Source organism: Paraburkholderia lacunae (assembly GCF_003353175.1).
Taxonomy (GTDB): domain Bacteria; phylum Pseudomonadota; class Gammaproteobacteria; order Burkholderiales; family Burkholderiaceae; genus Paraburkholderia; species Paraburkholderia lacunae.
Map to the genome: position 1 here is coordinate 106707 of NZ_QHKS01000003.1, position 16890 is coordinate 123596.

General features: G+C 65.2%; 13 protein-coding genes. 4 read left to right on the forward strand and 9 right to left on the reverse strand.

Translation table 11 applies throughout. From position 1 onward, the window contains the following. The first annotated feature begins 65 nt into the window (after nucleotides 1-65). Nucleotides 66-761: a ribose-5-phosphate isomerase RpiA gene (gene rpiA, locus DLM46_RS05325; RefSeq protein WP_115099732.1), complete on the forward strand. Its 696-nt coding sequence runs from the start codon at nucleotides 66-68 to the stop codon at nucleotides 759-761. Nucleotides 762-800: 39 nt separating this feature from the next. Here rpiA and DLM46_RS05330 read toward each other — a convergent pair whose 3' ends face one another. Then, nucleotides 801-2069: a glycosyltransferase gene (locus DLM46_RS05330; RefSeq protein ID WP_115099733.1), complete on the reverse strand. Its 1269-nt coding sequence runs from the start codon at nucleotides 2067-2069 to the stop codon at nucleotides 801-803. A 166-nt stretch (nucleotides 2070-2235) separates the two neighbouring features. Here DLM46_RS05330 and DLM46_RS05335 point away from each other — a divergent pair, with 166 nt between their 5' ends. The 3 genes from DLM46_RS05335 (at nucleotide 2236) to DLM46_RS05345 (ending at nucleotide 4428) form a co-directional block, all read left to right on the forward strand. Continuing rightward, the gene (locus DLM46_RS05335; RefSeq protein WP_115099734.1) at nucleotides 2236-3450 is read left to right on the forward strand and encodes a glycosyltransferase family 4 protein; all 1215 of its coding nucleotides are present in this window, start codon (nucleotides 2236-2238) and stop codon (nucleotides 3448-3450) included. Nucleotides 3451-3706: 256 nt separating this feature from the next. Continuing rightward, nucleotides 3707-4009 (forward strand): type II toxin-antitoxin system HigB family toxin, encoded by a 303-nt coding sequence (locus DLM46_RS05340; protein ID WP_244305850.1) that lies wholly within the window; start codon nucleotides 3707-3709, stop codon nucleotides 4007-4009. Next, a complete protein-coding gene (locus tag DLM46_RS05345) occupies nucleotides 4006-4428 on the forward strand; it encodes a helix-turn-helix domain-containing protein (protein ID WP_115099735.1) in 423 nt (140 codons plus the stop codon). The genes DLM46_RS05340 and DLM46_RS05345 overlap by 4 nt, the downstream gene beginning before the upstream one ends. 146 nt (nucleotides 4429-4574) lie before the next feature. On the opposite strand, the gene DLM46_RS05350 is transcribed toward DLM46_RS05345, so the two are convergent. The 8 genes from DLM46_RS05350 to DLM46_RS05385 all read right to left on the reverse strand — a co-directional run bounded on the left by DLM46_RS05350 (nucleotide 4575) and on the right by DLM46_RS05385 (nucleotide 16890). Continuing rightward, complete coding sequence (locus tag DLM46_RS05350; RefSeq protein ID WP_115099736.1) at nucleotides 4575-6992, reverse strand: polysaccharide biosynthesis tyrosine autokinase; 2418 nt, start codon at nucleotides 6990-6992, stop codon at nucleotides 4575-4577. Nucleotides 6993-7015: 23 nt separating this feature from the next. Then, entirely contained in the window at nucleotides 7016-8215 is a 1200-nt protein-coding gene (locus DLM46_RS05355) for a polysaccharide biosynthesis/export family protein (protein WP_115099737.1), read from the reverse strand. A gap of 36 nt (nucleotides 8216-8251) precedes the next feature. Then, a complete protein-coding gene (locus DLM46_RS05360; RefSeq protein ID WP_115099738.1) occupies nucleotides 8252-9184 on the reverse strand; it encodes a glycosyltransferase family 2 protein in 933 nt (310 codons plus the stop codon). A 23-nt stretch (nucleotides 9185-9207) separates the two neighbouring features. After that, nucleotides 9208-10620 carry an undecaprenyl-phosphate glucose phosphotransferase gene (locus DLM46_RS05365; protein WP_115099739.1) on the reverse strand — a complete coding sequence of 471 codons (1413 nt, stop codon included), beginning with the start codon at nucleotides 10618-10620 and terminating at the stop codon, nucleotides 9208-9210. A gap of 34 nt (nucleotides 10621-10654) precedes the next feature. Continuing rightward, entirely contained in the window at nucleotides 10655-11389 is a 735-nt protein-coding gene (locus DLM46_RS05370) for a Crp/Fnr family transcriptional regulator (protein ID WP_115099740.1), read from the reverse strand. A gap of 638 nt (nucleotides 11390-12027) precedes the next feature. Continuing rightward, a complete protein-coding gene (locus tag DLM46_RS05375) occupies nucleotides 12028-14547 on the reverse strand; it encodes a glycoside hydrolase family 2 protein (protein ID WP_165847915.1) in 2520 nt (839 codons plus the stop codon). Nucleotides 14548-14758: 211 nt separating this feature from the next. Next, entirely contained in the window at nucleotides 14759-15832 is a 1074-nt protein-coding gene (locus tag DLM46_RS05380) for a DUF1839 family protein (RefSeq protein WP_244305852.1), read from the reverse strand. Continuing rightward, a complete protein-coding gene (locus tag DLM46_RS05385) occupies nucleotides 15829-16890 on the reverse strand; it encodes an amino acid--[acyl-carrier-protein] ligase (protein ID WP_115099741.1) in 1062 nt (353 codons plus the stop codon). The genes DLM46_RS05380 and DLM46_RS05385 overlap by 4 nt, the downstream gene beginning before the upstream one ends.

Consider the following 16890-nt stretch of genomic DNA (forward strand, 5'->3'; position numbering starts at 1 on the left):
ATAAATCCGGCGCCCGCATGCCACTCCGGTAAACTTGGCGTTTTTACTGCTCGCCTGCCTTTCCCATGACTCAAGACGAACTCAAGCAACTGGTCGGCCAGGCCGCCGCCGACTACGTGAACGCCAACGTGCCCGAAGGCGCGGTGATCGGCGTCGGCACCGGCTCTACCGCGAACTGCTTCATCGACGCGCTCGCCGTCAACAAGACCCGTTATCGCGGCGCGGTGTCGAGCTCGCTCGCCACCACCGCGCGCCTGCAATCGCACGGCTTCAAGGTGCTCGACCTGAATGAAATCGATTCGCTGCCGGTGTACGTGGACGGCGCCGACGAAATCGACCACGGCGGCGCGATGATCAAGGGCGGAGGCGGGGCGCTGACGCGCGAGAAAATCGTCGCGTCGGTGTCGGACGTGTTCGTCTGCATCGCCGATGCGAGCAAGCTGGTCGACACGCTCGGCAACTTCCCGCTGCCGATCGAAGTCGTGCCGATGGCGCGCACCGCGATCGGCCGCCGCGTCACGGCGCTCGGCGGCGTGCCGGTGGTGCGCGTCACGAAAGAAGGCGTGCCGTTCATCACCGACAACGGCAACGAGATTCTCGACGTCAAAGGTCTGCGGATCAGCGATCCGCGCACGCTGGAAACGCACATCAACGCATGGCCGGGCGTGGTGACGGTGGGACTCTTCGCCGGCCGCGGTGCGGATCTGTGCCTGCTGGGCACCGATACCGGCGTCGAGACGATCGAGTACCACAAGGGTTGAGCAAGACCACCTTGATGCAGCCGCGCGCCTGAACTGGTTTTAGCGCGCGGCCTGTGCGATGGCCTGCGTCATCCGTTGCAGGTACTGCTCGACCGAAAACTCGTGCTGCGCATCGGCGAGCGCCTGCTTCGCGAGGCGCTGCGCCAGTGCCGGCTCGGCGCGCAATGCGCCGATTGCAGCGGCTAACGCGGCCGCGTCGCCCGGTTTTACCAGCCAGCCGTTGTGCCGATGCCGCACGATCTCAGTCACGCCGCCAGCGGCCGCGGCGATCACCGGCCGCGCCGCCGCCATCCCTTCGACGATCACCCGGCCGAACGGCTCGGGCTCGGTCGAGGTATGCAAAATGACGTCCATCGCTTTCATCCATGCGGGCACGTCGTCCTGAAAGCCCACGAAGTGCACACGCTCTGCGATGCCCAATTGTTCGGCCTGCTGATGAAGACGCTGCGCGTAGACGTCCTCGCCGAATAGCGGCGCGCCGACCAGCACCAGATGTACGCCGGGCAGCCGCGCCAGTGCGTCGAGCGCAATGTGCTGACCTTTCCACGGCGCGAGACGGCCGAACAGCCCCGCGAGCCATGCATGCTCAGGCAAGGCGAGGCGCCGGCGCAGGGCGGCCATGTCGGCGCCGTCGACACGGCTGAATGCGCTCGCATCGATGCCGTTGTAGACGACAGGTACCGAATCGGCCGCGCGTCCCGTCAGCACCGCCAGCGACTGTGCCGATGCCTGGGAATTTGCCACTACCTGATCGACTGCGAAGCGCACCAGCCATTTGACGATGCTCAATTGCACACGTCCGAAGTGTTGGCGAGTCAGAATGTCGTGCTGATACCAGATCACCGGTTTGCGATGCAGCGGTTTGCCGAGTGCGCCGAGCACCAGCGCCTTTTGCGTGTTGAGAAACAGCACGTCGAACTCGCGTGCCCGCGTCGCGATGGCGCGGACCTGGCGCAGGATGCCGGGCACGGCGCGCAGGCAGTTCAAAGCGGAGCCTTGCCGCACGACGCCCGACACGCGCGCATCGTTGATCACCTGCACGCGTGCGCCGAGTGCTTCGAGCCGCGCGCGAAACGGGCCGTCGGTGAGCAGCACGACCTGGCTGCGCGCGGTGCAGCTTCCGGCCAGTTGCAACAGCGCGAATTCAGCGCCGCCGAGCTGGCCGCTCTGATCGACGAACAGCACGCTTGGCATCGCAAGCGCGGTGGATGCCGCGGATATTGACGGTGTGGCGGGCGTATCGAGCAAGGCTGGCTGAGCCAGCGGCAATGAATGGGTGAGCGGAGAGACGTCGATCGTCGGGCGCATAGGAAGGCGAAGTAATTGAGCGTGTAGCTTCGCAGGAGGCGAATGGCGAGTCTTTATTATTCGTGGACTGTCGCGCGTCGAATGTGGTCATGCGCACGCACGGCCGACGATGCGCCACATACACTCGATCCTACGGACATGGGCTGTTTCTATAGGTAAAGAGACTATGAAAGTGGCGATCGTGCACGATTGGCTCGTCGCACCCGGCGGCGCGGAGAAAGTGCTCGAACAGATCATCGCGTGCTTTCCCGATGCGGATCTTTTCAGCCTCGTCGACTTTCTCGAAGACCGCAGGCCGCTCGGCGGCAAACCCGTCAGGACATCGTTCATCCAGCGCCTGCCATTTGCGCAGCGCCGCTATCGCGCGTATCTGCCGCTGATGCCGCTCGCGATCGAACAGTTCGATCTGTCGATCTACGACCTCGTCATCACCAGTTCATATGCAGTAGCCAAAGGCGTGCTGGTCGGCCCCGATCAGACGCACGTGAGCTATGTGCATTCGCCGATGCGTTACGCGTGGGATCTGCAACATCAGTATCTGCGCGAAGCGAAATTGACGCGCGGGCCGCGCTCGTGGGCAGCGCGCATGCTGCTGCATTATCTGCGCGGCTGGGATTCGCATTCGGCGAACGGTGTCGACCGGTTGATCGCCAATTCGCACTTCGTCGCGCGCCGCATGATGAAAACCTATCGGCGCGATGCGGCCGTGATTCCGCCGCCCGTCGACGTGCACAAGTTCGAGATGCGTGCGCAGAAAGAAGACTTCTATCTGACCGCCTCGCGGATGGTGCCGTACAAGCGCATCGACCTGATCGTGGAAGCCTTTACCGCGACGCCGCACCGCAAGCTGGTCGTGATCGGCGACGGTCCGGAGATGGCGGCGATTCGCGCCAAGGCCGGTCCGAATGTGTCGATTCTCGGCTATCAGCCGTTCACGGTTCTCCGCGATCATATGCAGCGTGCGAGAGCTTTCGTGTTCGCCGCCGAAGAAGACTTCGGCATCGTCGCGCTCGAAGCGCAGGCATGCGGCACGCCGGTGATCGCGTTCGGCAAGGGCGGAGCGCTCGAAACGGTGGTGCCGATCGGCGAGGCGCATCCTACCGGACTGCATTTCGCACGCCAAACGGTTGTGTCGGTACTCGACGCGATCGACCGCTTTGAGCGCCAGCGTGAGCAGATCACGCCGTCGGCGTGCCGTGCGAATGCCGAGCGCTTTTCGGCTGCGGTGTTCCGGCGCGCCTTCATGTGCGAAGTGACGCGCACAATCGCGGCGGCGGTCGAGCGTCCGCGGGTGGCGACGGAGCGGATCGAACACGAATTCTCGGCCGAAGATCTCGCCTGGCCAGGCGAGAGGGTGCAGGAAAATCTCTGGGGACGTTGAAGCAAGACGAGTTCGATCCTGCCCGCGTTGACGGCCGGCGCCGTTAGCGAGCCGTCACCGGAGCGGAGTTGACTAACTTGATATTCGCATATTGCGAAGTTCGCAATATGCGAATAAAATGACTTTTGTCGTACTGCAGTAAAGCGCTGTTGGTCGTTCGGACTATGCCATCCGGCCGGCCATCGGTGCCGATCCACTCCATTTAGCCTTGCAGGCAGAGCGTGCATGTTCGATGCGCGAATCGATGCGAGGAAAGATGATGCGGGTCATTTCGAAGAAAGCGTTGCTGGACTTTATCAAGAGGCATCCGGGCGCGCGCAGTGCGCTGTTGACGTGGTACTCGCTGGCGCAGGCTTGCCTCGCGTATGGCTATAACGACCTGAAGCAGACGTTCGCCGGCGTGGACTACGTGCCGCCGCAATACACAGTGTTCGATGTGGGCGGCAACCGTTACCGGATCGTCGCGGCGATTCACTACAACAGGCAGTCGCTATTCGTTCGTCACGTATTGACGCATGCGGAATACGACCTTTGGACGAGGAAGAATTTAAAGTCATGAATGCCGATCGCTTCCCGGGAGCTTTTCCCGACATCGCTCAGACCTGGGCTACCCTGCAAACCCAGTTGTCCCTCACACCCATTCGCAGCGAGCAGGATTATCAGAAGATGGTCCGGGTGGCCAACGAACTCTCCGATCACCTGAACGGCAACGAGGAAGACCCGCTTGCCGATCTGTTCGCGATCGTCACCGACCTGATCGAGAGTTGGGAAGCCAACCACGTGACGATCCCGAAAGCGGAGCCGCGCGAGGTCTTGCGGCATCTGCTGGAAACGCATGGGCTCAAGCAAAAGGATCTGATCGGAATCGCCTCGCCCACTGTGGTAAGCGATATTCTTGCGGGCCGCCGCGCGATCAGCAAGAAGGTCGCGAAGGCACTGGCCGTGCGTTTTCATACCGACGTCAGCGCGTTTCTGTAAGAGCGGCGCATACCGCCGCGTCAAGCTCACATTAACCTCACATTAACCTCGCTTCCGATCCGTCCACATAAACCGTGTATCAATACGAAAGGGGCTGCACCGCGATCCGGTGCAGCCCCTTTTCATCCGTCCCGCCGTTGTGCGATCTATTGCGGCGCTTGAGGTGCGCGAGGCGCCTGCGGGTTGAGCGGATCAGCGGCGGAGTACGTGTACGCATAGGCGTAGTCATACGTGCCGTATTTGTTGCGGCTCTTCAGCGGCATCGCATTCATCACGCCGCCGACCACCCGGGCGCGTGCGCGCCGCAGTTTCTTCAGCGCCTCGCTCAGGTTGTGCTCGTTGTGCGCGCCGGCGCGCATCACCAGCACCGTCGAGCCGGCGATATTGGCGACCACCGCCGCATCCGCCACCGCCAGCAGCGGCGGCGTATCGACGATCACCAGATCGAACTCCTGCTCGAAGCGCGCAAGGATTTCGCTGAAGCGCGACGACGTCAGAATCTCGGACGGGTTCGGCGGATAAGCGCCCGCCGCGATGAAGTGCAAACCGTCGACGCCCGTGGCGCGAGCCGCGACTTCCAGGTCGACCTGGCCGGTCAGCAGTTCGGTCAGTCCGCCGTTGGGCGAGCGGCCGAGATATTGCGCAAGCCGGCCGCGCCGCAGATCGGCGTCGATCAGCAGCACGCGCTTGCCGGACTCGGCGATCAGCGCGGCGAGGTTCGCGCACAGGAAGCTCTTGCCGTCGGACGGCGCCGGACTCGTGATGGCCACCACCCGGTTGGGCGCATCGATCAGGCCGAATTGCAGCGTGGCGCGCAGTCCGCGCAAACCTTCCACCGTCGTATCGTACGGGTGCGTCTTCACCAGCAGCGGCCGGATCGGCGCCTTGCCCGAGGCGATGACGGTTTGCGTGCCGACCGGCACGCCCGCGCTCTGGCCGGCCGCCGCCGCGCGCGGCCGGATCAGCCGCGTGATGCCGGAGGGCGCCGCGGACAAGGCCCGCACTTCGCTCGGCCGCGAACTCGGCGCGGGCAGGGCCGCGCTGCGCGCGGCGCTCAGCAGCCGGTCGCTGCGCGCCTGTTCGGGACTGAAGGCGATCGCGCCGAAGATCGGCAACTGGAAGCGGCGTTCGACAAACGCCGGATCGGCCACGCCGGTAAAGAACGTGCGGCGGCAGAACGCGACCAGAATGCCGGCGATGATGCCGAGCACCGTGCCCGCCGAAATGATCAGCGCCGCTTTCGGCCGCACCGGTTGGGACGGCAGCAATGCCTGATCGATGATATGCACGTTGCCGATCGTGCCGGCGCGTGAAATCGACAGCTCCTGGGTCTTGTTCAGCAGCGCCACGTAGATTTCCTCGGCGACCTTTGCGTCGCGCTGCAACGCGAGGGCGTTGCGTTCGGAACTCGGCAGCGTCGTGAAATGGTCTTCGAAACGGGCCTTTTCACGCGTCATCGCCGCCAGTTGCGCGTCGACCTGCTGCACCTCCGGACTTTCCGCGGTGAAGCGCTGCAACAGTTGCGCGCGCATGATGCGCAGCGTCGCAATCTGCTTTTCGTAGTCCAGACCGCCGGCGAGGTACACGCCGGCTTCCTGGGTCGGCTGGAACGAACCGACCCGCGACTGGTATTCGGACAGCGCGGTTTCCGCCTTTTTCACTTCGGTGCGCAGACGCGGCAGTTCGCTGTTCAGGAAGCTCAGCATGTGGCTCGCTTCTTCCTGTGCGCGTTCGGTGCGCTGCTTCAGATACGACGCCGCCACCGCGTTGGTGATGGCGGTGATCGCGTGCGGGTCGGTGCCCATGTACGACAGTTGCACGACGCCGGTTTCACGGCCTTTCTCCGACACCTGCAAACTGGACGAGAGGGTCGCGACCGCATCCAGCTGGTTGAACCGTGTGATATGGAACTCGGTGCCCGGACGCGCCACCAGCGTCTTGACGAACATCGTGACGTCGTTGCCGCGTGCTTCCTCGCCGGCCACGCCGGTCAGGATCCTTTCGCCGAACCCGTCGCTCAGTTCATAGCGGCCGTAGTCGAGCACGCGCAGCGTCAGTTGCGCGCCTTCGAGCGATTTGGGCACCGTGATCGAATCGACCGCGAATTCCTCGCCGCCCCACGCATACGAACGCATGCCGAACGCCGCGCCGAGGGGATGGCCCGGACGCGCGAAGAAGGCCGAGATCTTGCCGAGCACCGGCATGGTCTTCGGCACCACGCTGAAGTTCAGCTTGAACTGCTCGACCACCGGTTCGACCACCGCACGGCTCTTGATGATTTCGATTTCCGCCTCGGTGTGCATCGCGCCGATCGACGGCATCAGCGCAAGCGCGGTCTGACTCGGCGTGGCGTTGGCGTTCTGCGCTTCGACCTGAAGCAGCGCGTCGGCGGAATAGATCGGCGTCGCGATCTTCGTATAGATCACCGCGGCCAGGATCACGCAGCCGGCAATGCCGATCACCCACCAGATCTGATCCGCGATGATGCGCAACAAGTCACGTATCACTGCGTCCTCGTCGCTGCCCGGCGCCGGTCCGTGATCCAGCATGTCGTATGTACTCATAGGGATGCTCCGTCGTGATCGCGTTACTTGGACAGCTGCCAGGTGTAGAACAAGGTCTGCAGGGTCGGCGTGATCTGTTCGAGCGCGCGGTTGAAGCGGGCGGCGCTCGAGACCTGCACGTACACCACATCCTTCGGTTGCAGTTCGAACTTGGTCATCAGCATCAGCGCGTCGACCTGCGTCATGTCGAGCTGATAGACGTCGGGCGTGAGCGTCTTGTCGGCGCCGCGCACCACGTAGACGAAACGCGGGTCGCCGGTTTTGACGTCGAGGCTGCCGGCGCCGGTCAGCGCATCGGCCAGCGTCAGACGGCCGCGGTTCATCGGCAGCGAGGTCGGCTTGTTGACTTCGCCGAGCACGAACACGCGGCTGTTCGCGCGATCCGGCACGTCGATGATGTCGCCGTCGCTCAGCAACACGTTCTGTTGCGGATCGCCGGTTTCGAGCAACGCGGCGACGTCGACCGTGTAGCGCTTGCCGTCGCGCGTCACGCCGACGTTCTGCAGATCCGCATCGGGCAGCGCGCCGCCCGCGCGATTGATCGCGTCGAGCACGGTCAGCGGCGTGTCGGTGATCGCTTCCGAAGCGGGCGTGCGCAGGTTGCCGGTCACCTGCACCGACTGGCTGTTGAAGCCCGACACGCGCACGTCGAGTTGCGGATTGCGAATCGTTTTCGCGAGACCTTTGGTCAGCGCCGCCTGGACCTGCTGCGCGGTCATGCCGAGCACCTTGATGCGGCCCACGCGCGGGAAAAAGATCGTGCCGTCGTTGGCGACGCGCACGGTCAGGCCGCCTTCGCCGCCGCCGGTGAGCGCCGGAGCGATCGGCGTCGCGCCCTGCGTCTGCGTGGGTCCAGGCGACGGCGCCGTGCCGCCGCTGCCGGCCGGCAGCGGCGGCACGCCCGCGCCCGCGACAGCGCCGCCCGTCAGTTCGGGGTGGTCCCAGACGATGATGGTCAGCTGATCGCTGATCCCGAGGTGGTAGTTATACAAACCGCGCGTTTGCGAGGTGAGGCATTGCAGCGGACAGACCGCCGGTACGGCGGCCGCACGCTGCTGGCGGAAATAGCCCACGTCGATCGCGCGAACCGGAAACTTCTCCGCGGTCTGTTGCGGCGGAGGCGGCGGCTCGAGCCGTTTGGTGTCCAGATAAGGTCCGGGCGCCAATGAACAGGCGCATAGCGATGCGGCCGCGACCCCCGCGGCTATCGTTTTGATATTCATGTAGTGGTCCCTCGCGTGAAGCGATGCGCTGATCGGTCAGCGTGCCGCCTCCTGCCATGCCCCGCGCATTGCGCGTAAACCAACCCGCCATTTGCGAAACGCGAGTGCCACGTCGCCGCTCTCGAATGCCAGCGACAATGCGCGCAGGAACCCCGGGTCCGCGCGATCGCCGATCAGCGTCGAGTAAGCGACGAACGCCCATCGGCCAGCTGGGCTCAGGTATTCGCACATGATGAGTCGGAGATTGAATGACGCGTTATAGAAAGCCGCGTCGCTGAATGTGTAACGCTGGTCTTCGTCGCTGCGCTGGGCCGGGAAATGCTCCACCAGCAGCGTGGGGTCGTAGATCAGGGGCCAGCCGCGCCGTTGCACGTCGAGGCTGAAGGCCATTTCGCAATGCACCTGCGCGCCGGTGCCGCGCAAACGCGGGTCGAAGCGCAGCGAGCCGATCGCTGCGCGGCGAAACGCCATGTTCACGCCCTTGAGCACCTGCACTTCGCGGGCCGCGCCATGGCCGATATGGTGATTGCCGATCGCGCGGCCATACCAGCGCACCAGTCCCACGCGCGGCTTGCGCCCCTGCAGAATGCCGTTGCGTTCGTGCACGATGTCGCGTCCGCCCACGCCCCCGAGCGCGGCGTCGTTTTCGAAGGCGGCGGCGATGCGCTCGATCCAGTCGGGATGCGGCGCGGCGTCGTCGTCCGTGAAGCAGAGCACGTCGCCGCTGGCGCTTTCCAGCCCCAGGTTGTAGGCGGCCACCACGCCGGGCGTGCGCACCAGTAGGATCCGCAGACGCGCGTCGGGCCGACTCGCTGCGCGCTTGCGCAGCCACTCGAGCGTCGCGCGGTCGTCGTGACGCGCGATCACGAGCACCTCGTCGGCGCGGCGCCGCTGCGCATCGAGTGCCGCGAGGCAGCGCGCCAGATCGAAGGGGCGCCGGTAGGTCGGCACGATCACGGAGACTTTCACGAGCGGTTCCCGAGGTGGTGTGTTCAAAATGCGTTCCGGTTGATAAAGCCTTTGAAGACCGTGATGAACACGATCTTCATGTCGAACCAGAACGACCAGTTGTGGATGTAGAAAAGATCGAACTTGACGCGCGTCTCCATCTTTTCGACCTTGGTGGTGGCGCCGCGATAGCCGTTCACCTGGGCCCAGCCGGTGATGCCCGGCTTGATCCGGTAGCGGTGCATGTAGCCGTACACCTGATCCTTGTAGAGGTCGTCGTGTTCGAGCGCATGCGGACGCGGGCCGACCACTGACATCTGGCCGAGCAGCACATTGAGGAATTGCGGCAGTTCGTCGAGGCTCGTGCGGCGCAGGAAGCCGCCGAGCTTCGTGATGCGCGCGTCGTTGCGCGCGGCCTGCGTGAGCTGTCCATGCGCTTCGCGATGCACGGTCATCGAACGGAACTTGTAGATCGCGAACGGTTGGCCGTCGACGCCTTTGCGGGTTTGCCGGAAGAACACCGGTCCCGGCGAGGTCAGCTTGATCGCCACGGCGAGCACGATGAAGAGCGGAGCCAACCCCAGCAGGGCGAACGCTGCGAACAGCCGGTCGAAGATCAGCTTGGGCCACATCTGCGGCGGCGAGAGCGGCGTGGCGCTCAGATTCAGCGTCGGTAAACCGACGACATCGACCAGCGCGTGGTTGAAAAGCGAGAGGCTGCGCACGTCGGGAATGAAGCGCAGATTCACGAAGTCATGCCGGAATGTTCGCGTGAAGCGATAGATCGTATGTTCTTCCGACAGCGGCAATGCCAGCCACACTTCGTTGACGTGTTCTTCGCGCACCTTGGCGGCGAACGCCTTCAGATCGGTCAGCACCGGCAGGCGGTTCAGGCGCACGCCGAAGGCGCCGGGTCCTGCGGCGCCCGTGTCGCCCGTGTCGCTCATGTCGCTCGTGTCGAACACGCAGACCGGTTTGAAACCGGCTTGCGGTGCGTGTTCGAGATGCGCGAGCAACGTGCGCGAAAAGCCCGGCGCACCGACGATCGCGACTGTGCGGAAATTCAGGCCGTGCCGCCGCACGCTGCGCAGCGCAACGTGCGCGAGGCATTTCGTGACGATGATCAGCGCGCCGGAAATCAGCGTCGAGTAGCCGAACCACAGTCGCGACAGCGCGTCCATGCGATGCAGGGTGAACGCCAGCACGACGCCGGTGGCGACCACGACCAGCCACGCCGCGGCCACTCGCGCGAGCATGGCCGGCAGCGCTTTGCCGCGCCACGTTTCATAGACGCCGAAGCTGGGAAACAGCAGCAGCGCGAGCACGCAGTTGAAGGCGATCAGGAGACGTTCGGTGTCCGTCAACGCAAGCGGCGTCGAAAAGCGCATCCAGTGGGCGAGCAGGCCGCCCGCAATCACGAAGAGTGCGTCGAGACATCGAACAGTATTCCTGAGCATAGGGGGCCACCGGGTAATCTGACAGGGACGGCGCTTACTCGACGGTTTCAGCCTGGCGCAGACGCGGCAGAAGGCGGTCGAACTCGCGCTTGACGAGGCCGTAGCATTCGCAGGCGCGCGCTTCGAGACCCTTGCGATCGAGCACCTTGATATGGCCGCGGCTGTGATGGATCAGGCCCTCGTCGTGCAGCTTGCCGGCCGCTTCGGTGATGCCTTCGCGGCGCACGCCGAGCATGTCGGCGATCAGTTGCTGGGTGACGATCAGATCGTTCGACGCGACTCTGTCCACTTCGATCAGCAGCCACCGGCACAGCTGCTTGCTCAGCGCGTGGTGGCGATTGCAGGCAGCCGTTTGCGCGACCTGCGTGAGCAGGGCGTGCATGTACAGCAGCATCAGGCGGCGCAGGAAGTCGGAGCGGGCAAATTGCTGCTTGAGCGCCTGTGCGCTCATCCGGTAGGCGAAACCGGCGCATTGCACCTGCACCCGGTTCGGCATGGTTTCGCCGCCCGTGAGCACCGGCACGCCGGTCATGCCTTCGCGGCCGACCGCGGCGATTTCGACCGAGCTGCCGTCTTCCATCGTCGAGAGCATCGAGATGATGGCGGTCGTCGGGAAGTAGACGTGATGGATGCGCTGGCCGGAGTCGCACAGCAACTGCTCGGTGCGCAGATGAACCAGTTCGAGGTGGGGAGCAAGCGCTTGCCATTCGTGGGACGGCAATGCGCCGAGCAAATGGTTGCCGTGCAGGTCTGATTGAAGTGTCAACATGATCGGTCCTCGCTGAAGCCACGCCCTCGCGACTTCTTGTTTTTTGATCCGATGCCTGCGTCCATTGAGACAACCGGCTGCCTGGCAAGCAGCGAAGGATGAGCAGGAACGGCCCCGTATGGCCTTGCGCGCCAACGCTGTTGTTGTAGATGTCGTGCGCGGCGGCGCGGTGTTGCGTTAGCTCTTTAGCGAGGAGCGTGCCAGCCCTGGGGAAAACGAGGACTGATGCGGCGCAGCGAAGCCGACCCTGACGGGGCGCGACGCGAAATGTGGCTTTTTGTTTCAAATCTGTACAGCGCGCCGGCCCCGGACCATGCCGCCGCTCAAGCTTTTTATTCGACGCAAGTCCTTGATCGGATTGGAATAGCAGCCGCGGTGAGCGACTCTGCGCAAGGCGCCGCGGTGATCAAACAGCCTTTGCAGGCGTGTTTCGGGGAGGCGTCCGGGATGTGTTGAATTTGATTCAGATGTGTTCCATACATTGCGTACCGTGTCGTGCGGATCGCCTTCCCGGCGGCGGGAAAGTTGCTGAATAACCGACAGTGGCGCGCGAAAACAAACAGGCGAATGCACGTCGAATGCACGTAGTACAAGGCTCTACGCGCATTGCGAACGGGAGTCTAGATCGTGGACGACAGTCAACCGTAAAACGTGGCGGAAATCGCATTGATCGCGCGCACCTCGCCGGCGGGTATCGCGCATGTTGCGTTAGCGTTAAGCGCCTGGTTCAGTGCCGGGTTAGATGCGCGCGCAACGAGTTGGGCCGAGGGGATGAGCGGCACGGCAACCGGACGGTTCGGCGGCAGATGGAACCAGTCGTGCGCGGCCCGGTAGTGCGCGTCGATGATATGAACGAAGCGCGCGAAGCGCTTCGTTTCGACGACGAGTTGCCAGCCGTCGCCGGCGCGCTCGACGCTCGCCGTCAAACCAGGATCGTGCGCTTCGCTCACGCGCCGCTGCGGCAGATGAAACGCTTCCGCGACGATCCGGCCGCTTGCCGGATCGCGCAGCGTCGCAATCGTGACGTCATGCGCGCGCGGGCCGAAGCGGTACGCGTGCGTGAAATCGAAGAACTGGCCGAGGCACTCGGCCGCGCCGATGCGCTGCGCGCTGCGCGGCGCCAGTGCGACCGCACGGCTCGCGGACGCCACCTTGATGCAACCGTCGCGCAGGCACACCAGCTCCAGTTGCGCTTCCAGAGGCTGCGCCCGCTCGTTCAGCAGATGAATGTCGAGGCCGTTGAGGCCTTCGTCGGTCATGACCAGCTGCACGGGCTGGAGCGTCTGCGCGAGCCCGTGCCAGGCGCTTTTGGGCCGTCCTGTGGCGTCGATCAAGCCCCAGCCCGCGCCCGGCCGCAGATCCTGAAATTGCCAGACCAGGGCGCCGCCGCATGGCGAGCCGGCGCTGCGCCACTCGGCGAACACGTCGCTCATCAGCTCGGCGACCACCGCGCGCGACAGGTCGAGATAGCGTTGCGGGTCCTCGTACCGTAGCCGCGCCGGTTCGACGCCGTACAGCGTCTGAAGATAGTGATCGCGCACGTCGTCGAAATCCCAGCCGGCGCCGGGGTCGCGCGGCACAGCCGCCTTCCAGCGCGGATCGTGCGCGTGCAGCATGCCGGGCGCGTCGTGCAAGGTGGCGTCGTCGGGCACGTTGGCGAACGCGAGGCACTCCGCGGCGAAGCGCACCTGCGCGCGGCGCACGTCGCCGAGCGGACGCTGATAGGCGCCGACGCCGTAGTAATGAGTGATGCCGGCATTGGTTGAAAACGGCAAGGCGCCGCCCGAGGGCGAGTTGCTGACGTACGGCACGTCCGGCCGTTCGCGTGCCGCGAGCGCCGGCAACTGGCGGGTGAATAACGCTTGCGTGCACATCGCAGCGGGCAGGCCCAGCATGGCCGCCTGCTGGTCGGCTTCGCTGCCGCCGCACAGCACCGCGAGCGACGCGAAACGCCGCGTGCGAACCAGGAACTGGCAGGCCTCGCGATCGACCGACGCGCTGAAGGCGGCATCGGTCGGGTAGTCGAAATTCGCCAGCGCGAAGTCCTGCCAGACGAGGATGCCGTACTCGTCGGCGAGCGCGTAGAACGCATCCGACTCGTACACCATGGTGCCGCCGACGCGCAGCATGTTCATGCCCGCCTCGCGCGCGAGTGCAAAAGCGTGGCGCAATTGCTCGTCGGAGCCGGTCAGTGTGACGAGGTCCGCGCTGGTCCAGCAGGCGCCGCGGCAGAACACCGGCACACCGTTGACGCGCAGCGTGAAACCCGCGCCGTCCGCGCCGTGGTCCACGTCGAGGCTGCGAAAGCCGACCGGTCCCAGCGCATGACGGGTTGCCTGTCCGTCATCGAACTGCAACGTCAGAGGATAGAGAACCGGTTCGCCATGCGTATGCGGCCACCAGCGTTCGGCTTGCGGCACGCGCACACTGCCTGTCAGTGTGCAGGCATCGCGCCATTGCAAAGACGAAACAAACCCGCCGCAATGCAACGAGGCGCCGTGTGCCGCGCCGTCATGCGGATGAACGAAACGCAGTGTGAGCGAGACGATACCGTCGTCGCCGTCGAGACGGCTCACGATATCGACGGTGTCGAATGCGTCGGGTGCGTCGCCGAGCAGTTCGACCGGCCGCCACGGGCCGACCGCCTGCACCGGCGGACACCAGCCGGGCATATGGCCGAGCAGGGTGGTGCGCAGGTTGCGCAAGCCCGGCGGCGATACGAGACGCGGCCGCCAGCGGGCACGCGTGCGTTTCGCGGTGAGCGCGGGCGTGAGCGAGCGGAAGCACAGCGCGAGTGTCGCGCTGCCGTGCAGCTCGATGTCGAGATCGTGCGCGACGAACATCGAATCGGACTCGAGCCGTTTCGTGCCGTCGAGCCAGACTTCGGCGAGCGTGGCGAGTCCATGCAGGCGCAAGCGGCGTTTGCCCGTGCCGGTCAGCGTCAGCCGGTACCAGTGATCGTCGAAAGCGAGCGGCGGCGGATGGGCGGCGTCGAAGACGCCGGCCGCGCGGCGGGCGCTCGCCACTGTGCCGGGCACCAGCGCGTCGAGCCAGCCGTCCGTGGGTAAGTCGGCGGGCGACGCGCACGCGCCGGCCGGCGTGCTGACGCACTGCCAGCCCGCGTCGAGCCGCTGTGGCCAGAGAGCCTGTGCCAGGATTCCGGCAGCGGCCTCGACGGCAGCGGCCCCGACGGCAGCGGCCCCGACGGCAGCGGCCTCGATGGCAACGGCCTCGACAGCAGCAGCCTCGCCAGCAGCAGTCTCGACAACGGCACCACCCGCCCCGGCGACTGCACGCGGCGCGGCTTCAGGCACTGCGTCGGTCCTCAGTGCATCCACGGTGAGTCCCTGCGGCGAAGGCGAGTGCGCGTCACGACACCAGGGCGGCGAGCGGCGGCAGCGTCTTTTCGTAAGCACTTTCCAGCGTGTCGAAGCAGTCTTCGCACAAATCGCGGCGAGCGCGTGCGATCGCCCGCACGAGCCGGAACTGCATCACCATCGACTCCGACGCGATGCGCTGCGCCGCCGCCGGAATCGAGGCCGGAATCTCGAAGCCTTGTGCGGTGAGCCACAGCAGATACTTCGAAAGGAACTCGAAGTTCGCGCCGAGCTGCCGCATCAGATTGAACGAATAGGGGTGAAAGAACGCCTCGCCGCGTTCGAGCAGCGTGTCGAGATGCGCGGGAAACGCGGCGCGCCACTGCGAGATCGGATTGCCCAACGGCCGCCGGCCCAGATGCGCGCACAGCAAGTCGGCCGACGCATCGGCGAGCGCGGTGCCTTCCAGCGCGGGGCGCGCCTGCTTGGCGAATTCGACATACGGAAACAGCAGATCGGGCTGCTGCGCGAACTGCGGCAGCTTGCGGAACACGCCGTCGTAGTCTTCGCCGTCGAGCCGGTGATAGCCGGTGTTGTGGAAATAACCGAGACGGCGCGCGGCCGGATCGATGAAATCGATGCCCACAGTGGTCTTCGGATGCTCACGTCGATACGATGTGGCACGCGTATTCGGCAGGTAGTAGCCGTCCACTTCCACCAGCACCGTATGGCCGCGCAAGGTCTGCGCGAGCACGCGGGCCTCGAGCGAGTCGTAGATCGCCAGTTCCTGCACCTGGGTGCCGTACAGCCGCTCGAGGTCCTCGAGCGGGAATTTGAAGAACGTGAACTGGTCGCCTTCGAAATCCTGCGTGACCGTGAAGCCGAACGCCGCGCGCGGTTCGAGTCCGAAGCCGTGCAACAGCTCGATCCACAGATCGACGTAGCAGTTGGTCTCCTGCCACACCCGCTCGCCCTGATGCAGCGCGTGCGGCGCATGCTGGCGCAGCGCCGCCGCGGCCGGGGCGGTGCTGCCCTGAGTCCGCGGCTCGCGCGGTACGAGCGGCGCATAGGTGGACGGCAAGGTGGACGGCACGCCCTTCAGCGGCGCAGAGGGGGACGGCCTCATGCACCGTCTCCTGCAAGCTGGGCGCGCGTGGCGGCCTGAGCGGCTTGCATGCCGTGCGCGACGCGCGCCTGGGTGTCGCCCCACAGCAGCGCACGCACCTCGTCCGGCCACGCGTTCACGTCGAGGCCATGATGGCGGAATAACGCTAGCGTGATGCGTTCCATGCCGAAGCCGACGCAACCCGTGTGCGCGAGTGCGCCGTCCGCGCATTCGATCTTCCAGATCGCGCCGAAGTGGTCCATGTGATAGTTGAACGACAGACAGGCGGTCTTGCTGTCGGCGTTCGCGAGCGGAATCAGCAGTTCGAATTTGAGCGCCAGGGCCCGCTGGCTATCGGCGATGATCTTGCCGCCGCGGCCGAAGAACGGGTCGTTGGCCAGGTCCACCTCGACCGGCAATTGCAGCAGGGTAACCAGCAGCGAGCCGCGTTCGACCCACATCTGCCGGAACGCCGTCACCTGCTCCGCGCTGCCGAGGCGCACGTATTCGCGCTGCCGGAACATCTGCATGCGGCCCGGATCGAGCGAGGGTTCGTGGCGGAAGCAATACGACAGCACGTCGATGGTGCGGCCGTCGGCCGGCAGTGGACCGCGCCGCGCGATCACCGGATAGACCGGATAGCAGGCGGCCGGCGTCAGCACGACGCGGGTCGGTTTCTGCTGGGCCATCCATGCTTCGCCGCGCTCGTCGCCGCGTTCGGCCATGGCGTCGTCGAGCGCGCTCAACAGGCGTCGATGACCCATCTCGTTGCCGCAGAACGAGTGGATCGTGCCGGCGAGATTCGGGAAGCTCTTCAGGTATTCGCTGTCTTCGAAGTCGGTGCGGCGCATCGCCGGCGGAAAGCGCAGCACTTCCGGCTGCTGGTCCGCGCCCAGATGCGTGATCGCGACGTTCAGGCGGTCCACCACGTCTTCGAATACCTGGCTGCGGCCGTACAGGCCGTTCTCGCCGGTGTCGATGAGGAGTCCTGCGGCCAGCAGTTCGTCGCGAAAGCTCGGCGCCGCGGCGGTGTCAGGCAGCGCTGCGGCAAGTGCGGCGGTATCGGTCATCGTGTTCAT